This window comes from Mesobacillus persicus, assembly GCF_900109925.1.
Lineage (GTDB): Bacteria > Bacillota > Bacilli > Bacillales > Cytobacillaceae > Mesobacillus_B > Mesobacillus_B persicus.
The window spans coordinates 19,597-32,663 of record NZ_FOBW01000016.1; the positions used below are offsets into that span (position 1 = coordinate 19,597).

At 39.8% G+C, this 13,067-nt stretch carries 14 protein-coding genes and 1 pseudogene; 6 read left to right on the forward strand and 9 right to left on the reverse strand.

The genetic code is table 11. The features are described 5' to 3' along the window. Positions 1–168 precede the first annotated feature (168 nt). Positions 169–333 carry a hypothetical protein gene (locus BMX30_RS23645; protein WP_170843936.1) on the forward strand — a complete coding sequence of 55 codons (165 nt, stop codon included), beginning with the start codon at positions 169–171 and terminating at the stop codon, positions 331–333. Between the two features lie 15 nt (positions 334–348). Continuing rightward, a pseudogene (locus BMX30_RS18705) lies at positions 349–669 on the forward strand (redoxin domain-containing protein); the annotation flags it as partial. A 99-nt stretch (positions 670–768) separates the two neighbouring features. Here the strand turns inward: BMX30_RS18705 and BMX30_RS18710 are convergent. The 4 genes from BMX30_RS18710 to BMX30_RS18725 form a co-directional block, all read right to left on the reverse strand. Then, entirely contained in the window at positions 769–1,083 is a 315-nt protein-coding gene (locus BMX30_RS18710) for a DUF3892 domain-containing protein (protein WP_090749168.1), read from the reverse strand. Between the two features lie 251 nt (positions 1,084–1,334). Continuing rightward, the gene (locus tag BMX30_RS18715; protein WP_170843937.1) at positions 1,335–2,207 is read right to left on the reverse strand and encodes an HNH endonuclease; all 873 of its coding nucleotides are present in this window, start codon (positions 2,205–2,207) and stop codon (positions 1,335–1,337) included. Between the two features lie 343 nt (positions 2,208–2,550). Beyond that, entirely contained in the window at positions 2,551–3,453 is a 903-nt protein-coding gene (locus BMX30_RS18720; RefSeq protein ID WP_090749173.1) for a superoxide dismutase, read from the reverse strand. 95 nt (positions 3,454–3,548) lie between these two features. Then, complete coding sequence (locus BMX30_RS18725) at positions 3,549–4,367, reverse strand: formate/nitrite transporter family protein (protein WP_244532657.1); 819 nt, start codon at positions 4,365–4,367, stop codon at positions 3,549–3,551. 376 nt (positions 4,368–4,743) lie between these two features. On the opposite strand from BMX30_RS18725, the gene BMX30_RS18730 reads away from it, so the two are divergent. Both BMX30_RS18730 and pabB read left to right on the forward strand, forming a co-directional pair. Continuing rightward, positions 4,744–5,370, forward strand: coding sequence for an anthranilate synthase component II (locus BMX30_RS18730; RefSeq protein WP_090749176.1), 627 nt, complete (start codon positions 4,744–4,746; stop codon positions 5,368–5,370). Beyond that, complete coding sequence (pabB, locus tag BMX30_RS18735; protein WP_090749178.1) at positions 5,339–7,084, forward strand: aminodeoxychorismate synthase component I; 1,746 nt, start codon at positions 5,339–5,341, stop codon at positions 7,082–7,084. Before BMX30_RS18730 ends, pabB begins: the two co-directional genes overlap by 32 nt. A gap of 77 nt (positions 7,085–7,161) precedes the next feature. Here the strand turns inward: pabB and BMX30_RS18740 are convergent, their stop codons facing one another. Further along, positions 7,162–7,929 (reverse strand): alpha/beta hydrolase, encoded by a 768-nt coding sequence (locus tag BMX30_RS18740; protein ID WP_090749180.1) that lies wholly within the window; start codon positions 7,927–7,929, stop codon positions 7,162–7,164. Between the two features lie 223 nt (positions 7,930–8,152). Here BMX30_RS18740 and BMX30_RS18745 point away from each other — a divergent pair, with 223 nt between their 5' ends. Continuing rightward, on the forward strand, positions 8,153–8,611 hold the full coding sequence (locus BMX30_RS18745; RefSeq protein ID WP_090749182.1) for a PaaI family thioesterase: 459 nt from the start codon (positions 8,153–8,155) through the stop codon (positions 8,609–8,611). Between the two features lie 47 nt (positions 8,612–8,658). On the opposite strand, the gene BMX30_RS18750 is transcribed toward BMX30_RS18745, so the two are convergent. After that, on the reverse strand, positions 8,659–9,573 hold the full coding sequence (locus BMX30_RS18750) for an alpha/beta hydrolase (RefSeq protein WP_170843938.1): 915 nt from the start codon (positions 9,571–9,573) through the stop codon (positions 8,659–8,661). Positions 9,574–9,789: 216 nt separating this feature from the next. Here BMX30_RS18750 and BMX30_RS18755 point away from each other — a divergent pair, with 216 nt between their 5' ends. Beyond that, the gene (locus tag BMX30_RS18755; protein WP_090749186.1) at positions 9,790–10,191 is read left to right on the forward strand and encodes a cytochrome-c oxidase; all 402 of its coding nucleotides are present in this window, start codon (positions 9,790–9,792) and stop codon (positions 10,189–10,191) included. A 257-nt stretch (positions 10,192–10,448) separates the two neighbouring features. Here the strand turns inward: BMX30_RS18755 and BMX30_RS18760 are convergent, their stop codons facing one another. The 3 genes from BMX30_RS18760 to BMX30_RS18770 all read right to left on the reverse strand — a co-directional run bounded on the left by BMX30_RS18760 (position 10,449) and on the right by BMX30_RS18770 (position 12,974). Next, positions 10,449–11,462 (reverse strand): 4Fe-4S binding protein, encoded by a 1,014-nt coding sequence (locus BMX30_RS18760; protein ID WP_090749188.1) that lies wholly within the window; start codon positions 11,460–11,462, stop codon positions 10,449–10,451. Positions 11,463–11,631: 169 nt separating this feature from the next. After that, positions 11,632–12,354 carry an amino acid ABC transporter ATP-binding protein gene (locus BMX30_RS18765; protein ID WP_090749190.1) on the reverse strand — a complete coding sequence of 241 codons (723 nt, stop codon included), beginning with the start codon at positions 12,352–12,354 and terminating at the stop codon, positions 11,632–11,634. Continuing rightward, complete coding sequence (locus BMX30_RS18770) at positions 12,354–12,974, reverse strand: amino acid ABC transporter permease (RefSeq protein ID WP_090749310.1); 621 nt, start codon at positions 12,972–12,974, stop codon at positions 12,354–12,356. The genes BMX30_RS18765 and BMX30_RS18770 overlap by 1 nt, the downstream gene beginning before the upstream one ends. Positions 12,975–13,067 lie beyond the last annotated feature (93 nt).

The following is a 13,067-nucleotide window of genomic DNA, read 5'->3' on the forward strand; positions in this document are numbered from 1 at the left end:
CTTTACAGCAAACCTAACCGCAGGGCCAATCTGGAAGGTGCCAGGCACCACCCAGATATTGGTAACACTCAATTTATTCTTTCTTTGTTAAAATTTCTCCATATGTCTGCTAGCAAATGGTGATGGTCAAGCTTTATACTATTGGATATACAACTTAGGAGGGAAGATATGCGTAAATCATTTTTGTTTATGATGTTTTTGCTAGTTGGAGCGATTGTCATGGGCTGTTCTAATGATGGTCCTTTAACTCTTAAAGATGATCAAGGTCAAGATGTGATGTTCGAAAATAGGGACACACCGGCACTTGTGTTTCTCTTTACTGGCGTAGATTGAGACTATTGTAAATCGCAGCTGGTCGAGCTGCAGAATAGCAAGGACTTGTTTAGTGAATTTCCTGGTGATATCTATGCGCTGAGCATTTCAACTGAAAGAGATCATAAGAACTTAAAGAGTCAGCTGAATTTGGACTACCCCCTTGTTACAGATGACAAATTGGAACTTATCCGTAAAGTAGAATTGGTTGATCCCAATGCACCTAAATCACTTCGGGGCTTTGCCGTTCTTGATAAAGATGGCAATGTCCTCTCTTCACAAGAGGTAGACCCATTTGGAACAGAAGCAGCAAATATTATTAAATTTGCAGCCGAAGAAATTGCAAAACAAGAATAAGTAAAAAAAAAAGCCTTTAGAGCGATTCAGTAGCTCTAAAGGCTTTTTTGTTTTACCAATATTCTGGATGGTGCCTGGCACCTACCTTTTTTTACCTCTTTAAAAAGTTGGGAGCTGGTCGAGGTTATTTTCTTTTACTCCGTCTGGTTCGCTGCGAATGATGTCTCTTCCGTACTTATGGAAAACATCCACATGAGCGAGCATGCCAGCTTTTGCTTCGTCAAGTGCTGTGAGGTAATCCAACTCTCTGCCAGTTTCGGTTTTAAACGCAATGATATCTCCATCCTCATTTTTTCGAACAGCGACAATCTGTTCCTTGTCGGAATTTAAAGGTTCTCCCGTCTCAATTCGTGCCTGTGCTTCTCCCTGTTGTTTGTATTCTGAATAAATTTGATTAAAATCCTTCGACTCCATCATAACACCTCCCGAACATATGTTTATTTTGCTTTAAAGCAGGTCATTTATGTATAAGGCTCTTTTCTCAAACTTTGTTGCTTTTTGAAAAAAAATAGAATGAATTAAACTTTGTTACACGTCAAAATGGCTATTATTTTTTGAGAAAAGAGCTTTCAAACTTACATACCGTACAAAATAGCTTATCTTGCGTTAAATTCGGCTTTAGGGATTTAACAACAATCCTTACGAAAAGAGCCATGTATACACGCTTAACGATTCTCGAAGCCGCCACCCCATAGCTCCCGGCCGCCAGTATGTCCAGTATGCTGATGAAAGTCCTCATCAACGAGCTGGAGCACGCCTGGTTCCTCATGGTGATGCCATGTGTAGCCACCCGGATTATTCCCTAGTTTGAGCTGTGCGATATCCTGATGATCTAATCCTAGCTCATGAATAAGGTCGGGGTTAGACTGGAGGGCATCAAGCAAATCCACATTTGCGTAAGAAAAATGCACAGAGTCTGGTTGAAGATACAAATTTGAAGGTAAACTCACTTGATATCCAACATCAAACACCGGGAATGTTCCCGTCACTTCCCCGATTGGTAGTTCAATTGTTTTTTCAACAAACGGAACTTGTGATTTGGAATGGCTATTCCCAGCTTGTTCCCCATTTCTAGTATTCCCTTCTTTATCTGTAACCGAATTCACTCCATCAATAAAATCTACCAATCCGACAGACATCACACCAACCGCAGCAAAGTTCCCCATCTTATTGCCCTTTTGGGTCGAACTTCGGGTATGATTTGTTTTTCCCCCATCATAGGTGAAGCCTGCACTTTTAACGGTGTATGTAACAGAAGTCTCTAGTCCCTCGAGCGCAGTGCCGGCTGAACCCTTTAAATCGTTTATTTCCGTTTGCTTAGTTTCTTGATTTTTAGAACCCCCGAAGGTACCTTTCACTATTCCATCAAGGAGCCTTCCGGCAGTATCTAGGGCTTTAGGAGATCCTTTTGTGATTCCACTGCCGACCCCCTCAACCAAATCAGACTTGAGGGCTTTACCAGCCAGCTTTACGCCGCCACCAACGACTGCTCCCGTTACCATGCCAACGCCTTTTCCTATTGTTCGAAAGAAAGCCAATACAATCCCCTCCATAATAATGATTGTTCAATCTAAACGATAAAAACGATGAAATTCGAAAAAAATAAGATTACCTTACCATGATTGCCAAGTTTTGAATTCTCCATAATCAACAATCGTTCAACGAATGATACTGAACAATTCGGACACCTATGTCAGGACCTGCTTTTGCATAGAAGCTCTTTTCGCAAAAAATAATAATCATTTTGGCATATAACAAAGTTTAATTCAGTCGATTCTATTTTAAAAAGCATCAATGGTTTGAGAAAAGCCTACAAAAAAAGACCCAAAAGCTCAGCTAAGCCTTTAGGTCCTTTCCTTATATCATCAAATGATTAGAGTTTTAAAATGGTTGCCAAATCAGATTCTGTGCTTTCTTGAACCGATGCTGAACTTCCTTCCAATTTACAACGTTCCACCAATTTTCCACATACTTCGCTCGTTCATTTTTATATTGAAGATAGTAAGCATGCTCCCAAACATCCAACACGAGCAACGGAATGGTGTCCCACTGTGTTAGATTTTGATGCTTTTCAGCGGTTAGAATCTCCAATCGTTGAGAGCGTGGTGACCAGACAAGAAGCGCCCACCCTACGGCTTCAACATTTTTTGCCGCTTCAGTAAAATGTTTTTTAAATTTGTTGAAGCTTCCAAATGTGCTGTCAATGGACTCTGCTAATGCCCCTGAAGGCTTTCCACCCCCATCTGGACTCATAATACTCCAAAATATCGTGTGTAGGTAATGTCCTGATCCGTGAAAGGCCGCTTCCCTTTCCCAATGCTTGATGAGACTGAAATCCCCTTTTTCACGAGCCTTCTTCATTTCTTTTTCGGCCTTATTTAAACCATCCACATACCCCTGATGATGTTTGCTGTGATGTAGCTTCATTATTTCCATAGAGATAACGGGCTCCAAAGCATTATAGGAATATGGTAGAGGCGGCAATCGATGTTCACCTATTGGTACAGGTTGCAAATCTAACGTACTTTTTCGTTGTCCTAGACCCTCGTCTCCACTAAGTAAATCCTGTAGAGCTACGTATAAGCGATTGGCTCTATCGTAAAGTCCCTCGTCATCAATTTCGTTTTCAAGTTCGACTTCACTTTTAAAAGAACTAAGTTTGTCATCCCATTGCTTTAGTGTTGATTCGTCCATTCTTGCTTTTAGCTGTTCTCTTGTCGTTTCCCAAGTTGCTTCAATTTCCTTGCACCATTCCACCAAAGACTCCCTATATGATTCTTCCATTCTTTCGCCTCCCAAGATAAACATCTTTACAAAATATGAGGCAGGTGCGGAAATGGTGACGTATTAGATAAGCGAAACAATTACTTACATTCTGTTCAAACTTTAGCTACAGGCCGTGCCTTTTGTTTTTTCTTTGTAAAATGAAAATCATTTTTCACAAAAGCATGCCAATAAGCTCCTGCGATGAATACGGAGCCACCGACGGCATTTCCAAGAAGAACGGGGACAAAGTTACCTAAGTATTCCAACCAACTAAAGTGTCCAGCAAATATTGCAGCGGGAATCACAAACATATTCGCAACCACATGTTGAAACCCAAGCGCAACGAAAGCCATCGTCGGGAACCAAATGCCAACGATCTTCCCTACTAACTCATCGGATGAATAGCAAAGCCAAACCGCTGCTGCTACCAGCCAATTGCATCCAATACCAGAGATAAACGCCTGTAAAAAGGATGCTTCTAGTTTATGCTCGGCTATATAGACCGTTTCAGCTAAAAACGGGGCCGTTTCTGTTAGACCAACGATATGGCCGAAGAAGTAAGCGATAAAGATCGCCCCCATAAAGTTACTGATCATCACTAATATCCAGTTTGAAAAGACTTTCCCAATCGGAACCTTTTTTGCTAATCGTGCAAACGGAACGGCCATCATATTTCCTGTTAAAAGTTCCCCACCTACTAGCAAGGTGAGAATCAAACCGATTGGGAAAACCGATGCCCCTACTAAACTGCTGATTCCTTCTAAATGTTCTGGTAGGACAGCAGTTACCCTTATCGAAAGTAAATACCCTAATGCAATAAATGCACCTGCTTGGAATCCTAGAATCATGATTTTAAGCAACGGGTACATCGTCTTACTAACACCCGTCTCGACAATTTTTTCTATGTTTTTTTCCTGATTTCGATAAGCCACTAATCATGCGCCTCTTTTTTAAAATTTTTTTGCAGTTTGTTTGTGATGACTTTCACATTCATCTGCACTTTCTTATTATACTTTCCGAACTAGCACCCATCATTGGCCAAACTTTGCTCCTTTCAACATACTAACAACCAGCTAATATTTTTACGATTACAATACCCATCCTATATTCTACTCTTATCTTTTCCGAAAACATGGCCTAAATTTTACAATTTCATATAAATTACCGATTAATTACTCATATGGGTTGTAAATCAAATGAACCAATTGGTAATGGAATATCTAATATTAAACTTCACATAGAATCTTTGCGTATTTATAATAGAAGGATAGTGAGAAAAGCAAACAACGGATTGGAGAAATCTTAAAAGTGATATTAGTAATCGACAACTATGACTCTTTCACCTTTAACCTAGTACAATACCTAAAAAAACTCGGCGCCGATGTCGTCGTTATTCGAAATGATCAATTGTCACTAGCAGACATAAGAGAATTGCAACCAGCATCTATCCTGATTTCTCCCGGGCCTGGGAATCCGGATGGAGCGGGCATTTGTTTAGATATAGTTAAGACTTTTTATCAAGACATTCCGATCTTAGGGGTGTGCCTTGGACAACAAATCATCGCACAAGCATTTGGAGCTACGATACAAAAAGCAGCACAACCTATGCACGGAAAGGTTTCGATGATCAACCATAATCAAACAGGAGTTTTTCACCAACTTTCTAGTCCACTACAAGTAGCAAGATATCATTCACTAATCGTCGAAGAATCTTCCCTCCCACCTTCCTTGGAAGTTTCTGCTCGAAGTGAAGACGGTGAAATCATGGCGATTCAACATAAGGATTTTCCAGTAGCAGGCGTCCAATTCCACCCAGAAGCAATCCTTACCGAAAAAGGGCTAGAGATGTTAAGTAATTTTTTTATAAAAAGGTCACATACAAAGCAGAATGAGGATAAAGAAAATGAACTTAAAAGAACCCTTGCTTTCATTTGAGTTTGCTAATTCAGATGGAACAATTCAGCCCTATACATTCAAAAACCCAGAAAAAGTCATCATTGCCTATTCAATCGAAGATGTGTTGCCAATGCTAGAGAAGGTTCAAAATGAAGTGAACAATGGGTTTTATGCAGCTGGATTTTTATCTTATGAAAGTGCACCTGCGTTCGATCCATCTTTTAAAGTCAGAAGTGGTGGCGAATTGCCGCTCCTTTGGTTTGGTATATTCAAAGAACCTTGCACCTCTCCAATCTCAAGTTCCGGACCCTATCATTTCTCAGAGTGGAAACCATCGGTAGACATGGATGAGTACCGTTCAGCGATTCAGTCGATCAAACACTGTATTGAACAAGGCAATACCTATCAAACCAATTATACGATTCGATTAAACTCCCATTTTCACGGAGATGAAATCGCCTATTATGAAAAACTAAAAAGAGCACAGGCTAGCAATTATTGTGCCTATCTTCATACCGGTGAGCATAGTATCTTATCCGCCTCACCTGAATTGTTTTTCCGATTGGAAAAAGGGCACATTACGACACGGCCAATGAAAGGAACAGTTAAAAGAGGAAGAACACTTGCAGAAGACAAAGAAAACGCAAGCTGGCTCTATCATTCCGAAAAAAACCGTGCCGAAAACGTGATGATTGTCGACCTCCTTCGTAATGACCTAGGCATGATTGCAGAAACTGGCTCCGTCAACGTGTCACAGTTGTTTGAAATCGAACACTATCCAACCGTCCATCAAATGACTTCAACCATCACAGCAGAAGTAGCGGAAAATACCGAGCTTTTGGATATTTTCAAGGCCCTTTTTCCCTGCGGATCCATTACGGGCGCTCCAAAAATCAAGACGATGGACATTATTGCTGATTTAGAGACAACCCCAAGAGGAGTCTATTGTGGAGCAATTGGTTTCATCACTCCTAATAAAGAAGCCGTTTTTAATGTTCCAATTCGAACAGTCGTGATTGAACAAAAGTCCGGAAACGCGATTTATGGAGTCGGTGGTGGCATCACGTGGGATTCAACCATTGAAGGAGAATATCATGAGGTGATTGCTAAGGCAAACATTCTCGAGGAAAATAGACCTGATTTTAACCTTTTAGAAAGCCTACTATTAGATGAGGGCCAGTATTTCTTGTTTGAGGAGCATCTTACCCGCTTAAAAAATACGGCTGAGTATTTTGGCTTTCCATTTAATCAGCAGGAAATCACCAGGAGACTACAACTGTTGGCAAGTTCGAATGACAGCGAGAGATTAAAAGTGCGGCTTTTATTAAATAAAAATGGAGACATCGAGATCAATGGCCAAACTATTTCACCTTTTGAAACGCCGCTGGAGGTCAGTCTTGCAGAGGAACCCGTAGATTCGAATCATCCCTTTTTATATCATAAAACAACCAATAGAGACGTTTACTCTCATTTCCAAGCAAAGAAGCCTACCAAAATATTTGATGTGCTACTTTGGAACGAAGCGGGTGAACTAACCGAATTTACAAATGGAAATGTGGTATTAGAAATAGACAAAGGTTTGTGGACACCCCCGGTAACGAGCGGATTATTAGCAGGGACCTATCGAGAGAGGCTCATTCAAACAGGGAGAATCCGGGAGAAGGTTCTAACCGTTACCGACTTACAGAAGAGTACGAAGATATGGTTTATTAATAGTGTTCGCAAGTGGGTTGAGGTTAAACTGATCGATTAAATTTGCAGTTTGCTATAAAAAATGGAGCATTCATTCGAGAATGCTCCTTTCTTATGCTGATTTTTGACTTCGTTTCTTCAACCGCTTATCAGCGAAGCAATTGCTTCCGGGACGCGTTTTTTAAATGTATCATAATTATGCTCTGCTCCTTCAAGTTGATGAAATTCCGTGTTTACTACCTTGTCTTTCACGATTTCAAAAACCGCCTGATTCGATGCTAAGAATAACTGACTGATTTCCTCACTTTTAGTAGATTCGTTCGTCCCACAATCTAAATAAACCTTCTCTAATAAGGAGAGGTCTGCCGTTTTTAAGAGGCTTTCGAGTTCCTCTTGATTCCGAAAGTAGGCCGAAGAAAAAGCAGCGACTCGTGTGAAGATTTCGGGGTAACGACAAGCTGCATACAGTGAGATGAGTCCACCTAATGAAATACCAGCTATATAGTTGGCAGTGGAAATTGTTTTATAACGGTTGTCGATGATTGGTTTCAACTCGTTGACAATAAACTCTACATATTGCTCCCCTTTTCCACCGCTTGAACTAGGGTAACCTAGCAATCTCTCACTAAATTTACCATTTTTCCAAGGACAATACTCATTCAATCGTTCTTCACCCTCGGGGTTTAGATCAATGGCAACGACGATCAGTTCGATCTGTTCTTGATCTAAATATTCATGAAGTTCTAAGGATACACCTCCAATCGATTCCTTACAGTCAAAAACATTCTGCCCATCATGCATATATAGGACAGGAAACTTTTTCGTTGAATCTTCATAGTTTTTAGGTAGATAGATACGAATTTTCCTATCTGAATTAAATAGTGGTACATAACATGTTTCTATCATTGGAGGGCACCTACCATTCTTATTTCATCCTTTACTTTTCTCCACACAATACCCTAGGGATTTCCAGAAAAGCCCTATTATCCTGATTTTAAACGATAGTGATGAAGCTGTATAGAAGCTATATGAATTTATAAAATTCTTTGAATGTTTGGCTATGCTTTTGTACAATTAAGGGGTGTTTAACTTTTCTGAATTATTAAATTCCAGTTGGAGGCGATAGTTTTTGAATGCAGATGAAATCAAACAATTAGTTACCCGAACCGAGCACGCTGCAGAACAACATCAATTGAAGCCAGAAGAGCTGTTTTTGTTCAAACTATTTGACTTTAACTTTTTGTACGATGATGAACAAGAAATATGTAGAATTGAAGTACCGATGAACGAAATCCTACTTGGGCCTTTAAAATTCATTCATGGTGGATTTATCACCTTCTTGGCAGATACTTGCATGGGGCATCTTTGCTTCCGATACCTGGATGAACCGTTTGTTGCTCTAGAACTTAAAACACAATATTTAAAATCCGTTCAGGAAGGCATCATTGTCGCAGAAGCACGCTTCAGAAAAAAGGGAAAAACCATTCTATTTATCGATTGCGATGTGATGACAAAAGACGGCACCCCCCTATCAAACATCTCAGCAACCTTTTATGTCCTTCCCGATAAAAAGAAAGAAAAAGAGTAAGTTTCCAAAAATCTGGATGGTGCCTGGCACCATCCAGATTTTTGGAATCAGTCTCCGTTTAACTCTTTGTAGATGCATTTTAAGGTTTCTTGTAGGATGGGCTGGTGCTCATTGAGGAGTTGGTGGTCGCCTCCGTGGATGATTTGGACTCTGGCATTAGGAAATTTTCTTTGGATAAAACCGAGATTATATTTCCAATCTACTGTTCGATCTTTGTCTCCTTGAATCACGGTTACTTTTTTGTTAGATGTTGGATAGATTTTCAGCTCCTTATTCCATGCTATTAAGGCTTCATACCAAGCAAGAGGCACCTTGTGATGTTGAAGAGGATCTGTTTTTACAAATTTCAAATAGTCGTGATTTGATGAATTCCTTTTAAATAGCCGTTTTGGCTCCTTCAAAAACGGTTTAATTAGAAAAAAACCTAATCTGGATAGATTCCATGCATGAGAGCGAACTAAGGGAGCAACGAAAATCACTTTTTGAAAATCTGTATGAAACCTTAACATATAATCCATGACAATCGCCCCGCCGGTACTATGCGCAACGATGTGAACTGGTAAAGAAGTTCGCCTTCTCAATTTTGTATACACCTCATTAAATACCGCAACATAATCGTTAAAACGATTAATTTCTGCTCTCTTCCCACTCGACAACCCATGCCCTTGCAAATCATAGGTAATCACTTTGTACCGATTCCGTGTTAGATCATTAATTAAGTTGCTCATGGAGCCGGCATGATCTAAATACCCATGGATAACGACGACATTTCCAATAGGATCTTTTGGCGTAAAAGATTGAAGAAAGATTGACTCACCCATACAATTTAACATCTCATAGCGATGCTTAACATCCTTAAGGTCCAACTGATAAAGCTCGATATATTTTTTGATTTCTTCTTTCCGATAACGATTCGTAGTGGCTCTTATTTTCCCCACTCTTATTCGTTTCATCTTATCCATTTTTAGCATCCCTTTTCCATTGCGAAGTAACCTTGCAAATGAACTTCTCATTCAAAAATTATAACATGAAAGCCTATTCAGCTTTTCAATAACAAAACGAAAACATTATATAGGTCTAATCACCTAATCTATTTTTATAAAATTATGAATATAAAGTTCTACCTACCTAATAAAACTTATACAATATAAATGTCAAAAAATGAAAGGAGGCATCTTATGACCTTAGGAATTCGTTTTCTAAAATTAGCTGCTCTATATTTTTTAGTGGGAGTAGGGATGGGACTAACGATGGAAATCATCCAAGACCACAGATTGTCTGGAGCGCACGCCCATATTAATTTGGTGGGATGGGCTTCGATGGCGATTTTCGGCGTCATTTATGTTTTATTTCCTAAAGCTGGGGAAACGGTTTTGGCTAAGCTTCATTTTTGGCTTTATAACATTTCGTTGCCATTATTTATGTTAGGGTTATGTTTTGTGCTGTTAGGCAATACTTCATTGATGTTTCTTTTAATGGTTTTCCCAAACATTCTAGTTCTAAGCGTACTCTTGTTTGTGATCAATATTTTTGCCAATGTAAAAGCAGAAAATTTAAGTCAGCTGTTTAATAAAGGATAGAATATACCTCCATTTCTATCACTTCCCCCCTTCTATTCAGAGGGGGTTCTTCATGTTCCAAGCACCTTATTTGTCCCGCCTACTTATTTTGTACATTTTCCCCCGAAAGGTTATGAAAAGAGCCAAAAAGAAAACCCCGAACTATTTTTAAAGCTCCGAGTTTTCTTGGACTTTCTTATCTTATTTGTATATCGTACAAAGAAAAAGTGATTCGTCATTTGAATCTATGAAGGTTACACAATCGATCATATTGCGGGTTAATTAATATAATCCGCCCACGGGATTAATTCTTTAAAATGTTCGTAGGTTAAGACGGTGTCCCAATGTCCTGTTGCCTTTGCAGCTAATACAACAATCGCGAACAAGGCGAGGAATCCGAATGGAACCACCCATTTATTGACCTTTGTAGGTCCGACTTGCATCGTTAATGTCTCTTTCACTGGGCAGGCTTCGACACATTGCATACATGCCGTACATTCAGGTGTCATCACTGTCTTCTTTTCAGTGATACTAATTCCTTGCGGACAAGCACGTGTGCATTGATTGCAGTTACTGCATGTATCGACATTTCGTTTAATCTTGGTCATTCCGAGCATGGAACCTAATCCGATTAACGCTCCATACGGGCAAAGAAAGCGACACCAGAAATTTTTAAAAAATAAGGATAGGATAAAGATGACACCAAGCACCTTTATAGTCGTTGCACTGATTTCCAAGAAATATTGAAGCATTTTAACATCTGATATGAGATTATAAGGGGACATTAGAAAACCGATTACCGCATCAATTGGCATATTTATGACCATAAAAATAAAGAAACCTAATAATATGTATTTGATCGGCAGAAGATTCCAACCAATCCATTTGGGTAGATTGAACTCTCTTTTAAACATCTTTTTCCCCAGCATTCCAACCCACTCACTGCCTGTTCCCACCGGACAAATCCAACTACAGAACGAGCGACGAAAAAGGAAGCCTGAGCCAACAAAAAAGGTGAATAACACAAGCCCAGCCGGGTGAATTGCATCAAACTCCCCTGTCGCAACCCAAACTCTAAAGCCCATCATTGCACTTACAGGTAAAAATGCTTCCACCGCGCCAGGACGCTCCACATAGGGCATCGGCGTTGCTGAGGAAAAATGGAGATAAAACTGATAAAATTCCAAGCCAATGAACAGGGTGAAGAGAAAAAATGCGATTTTCACCCCATGCCTTACAAATACCAGCGGTCTTCGTTTAAGTTGTCGATAATAATATTGTTTTGTTTTCATAAGCAGTCTCCCTCCAAGAAAAATTATAATAGAAACATTTTCCGAGGAAATAAGAAGCTGGTAATTGTTGCTTATTCTCCATATATATAGACAAAACTTTGTCAAGAAAAGGATAAAAAAAGAGCATGACTGGTTGAAAGCAGTCATACTCTTGCATTCTATCTAGCTTTTATAAAACCTTACTCAAAAATGCCTGTGTTCGTTCATTCTGCGGGTCATCAAAGATTTGTTTGGGTGAACCTTCTTCCATAATAATGCCTTCGTCCATAAAAAGAACCCGGTCGCATACTTCCTTTGCAAAGCCCATTTCATGTGTAACCACAACCATGGTCATTCCTTCTTCTGCTAAGTCTTTCATGACTTGAAGAACATCTCCGACTAGTTCAGGATCAAGGGCAGAGGTTGGTTCATCGAATAGCATCACCTTCGGCTCCATCGCTAATGCCCTCGCAATGGCAACCCGCTGCTTTTGTCCCCCAGATAGGCTATCTGGATAGACACCCGCTTTATCAGACAAGCCGACCTTTTCCAATAAAGGCAATGCGACTGCTTCAGCTTCGCTTTGACTCATGTTCTTGATTTTCATTGGACCAAGTGTAATATTATGAAGAACGGTCATATGAGGAAACAGGTTGAAGTGCTGAAACACCATCCCTACACGTGAGCGAATCGAGTTAATATCAATTTTAGGGTCCGTTAAATTTTCCCCATCGACGAGGACCTCACCGCTTGTCACTTCTTCTAATAAATTTAAACAACGTAAAAACGTACTTTTCCCCGATCCCGAAGGCCCAATTACACAAACCACTTCTTGTTCATTGATGTTTGCATCGATTCCTTTTAATACTTCTAGTTTTCCAAATGATTTATGCAAATCTTGTACTTGTATCATTAGACGTCCAGTCTCCTTTCAACCCTTCTTAGGTAAATAGATGTTGGAATGGTGATGAGTAGATAAAGCACACAAACCATTGTCAACGTCTCAAAAGGAGTAAAGGTAGTCGCATAATAGGTTTTGGCCTTATAAACCATTTCGCCAACCGCGATGGCTGAAAAGAGCGAAGTATCTTTTAAGCTAATCACAAATTGATTTCCTAGTGGAGGAATCATCCGCTTAAACGCTTGCGGCCAGATAATATAACGCATCGTTTGATTTTTCGTTAAGCCAATTGATCTTCCCGCTTCCATTTGACCTTTATCAATCGAATGGACCGCTCCGCGGACAATTTCTGCGATGTAGGCACCAGCATTGAGCGCGATGGCTAAAATTGCTGCAACAAGCTTATGCATATTCAAATCCATTAATTGCGACAGTCCAAAATAAATAAAAAGAATCTGAGCAAGTAACGGCGTCCCTCGAATCACTTCTACATACACAGAGGAAAGTCCGTAAATGAATTTATTTTTAGATAAACGACCTAGGCCGGTAAATGCTCCAATGATAAAACCGAAGAATAAACCAGCAAAGGTGATAAGTAGGGTAAATACCAATCCCTCTAGGAGGTATGGCATCGGTTTAATATAATCTGAATTTAAAAATGCTTCCACGTTCTCGCCCCTCTAATTGTAATTGATTGTCCTCAGTCTAAAAAAAGTGTAACAAGC

Bases quoted from the DNA above. Each gene is read 5' to 3' on its own strand.
- BMX30_RS18740 (WP_090749180.1), bottom strand. From the start codon at position 7,929: ATGATAGAAACATGTTATGTACCACTATTTAATTCAGATAGGAAAATT.
- BMX30_RS18760 (WP_090749188.1), bottom strand. From the start codon at position 11,462: ATGAAAACAAAACAATATTATTATCGACAACTTAAACGAAGACCGCTG.
- BMX30_RS18770 (WP_090749310.1), bottom strand. From the start codon at position 12,974: ATGCCATACCTCCTAGAGGGATTGGTATTTACCCTACTTATCACCTTT.
- BMX30_RS18710 (WP_090749168.1), bottom strand. From the start codon at position 1,083: ATGGAGTCGAAGGATTTTAATCAAATTTATTCAGAATACAAACAACAG.
- BMX30_RS18765 (WP_090749190.1), bottom strand. From the start codon at position 12,354: ATGATACAAGTACAAGATTTGCATAAATCATTTGGAAAACTAGAAGTA.
- BMX30_RS23645 (WP_170843936.1), top strand. From the start codon at position 169: ATGCGTAAATCATTTTTGTTTATGATGTTTTTGCTAGTTGGAGCGATT.
- BMX30_RS18755 (WP_090749186.1), top strand. From the start codon at position 9,790: ATGACCTTAGGAATTCGTTTTCTAAAATTAGCTGCTCTATATTTTTTA.
- BMX30_RS18750 (WP_170843938.1), bottom strand. From the start codon at position 9,573: ATGGATAAGATGAAACGAATAAGAGTGGGGAAAATAAGAGCCACTACG.
- BMX30_RS18720 (WP_090749173.1), bottom strand. From the start codon at position 3,453: ATGGAAGAATCATATAGGGAGTCTTTGGTGGAATGGTGCAAGGAAATT.
- pabB (WP_090749178.1), top strand. From the start codon at position 5,339: ATGAACTTAAAAGAACCCTTGCTTTCATTTGAGTTTGCTAATTCAGAT.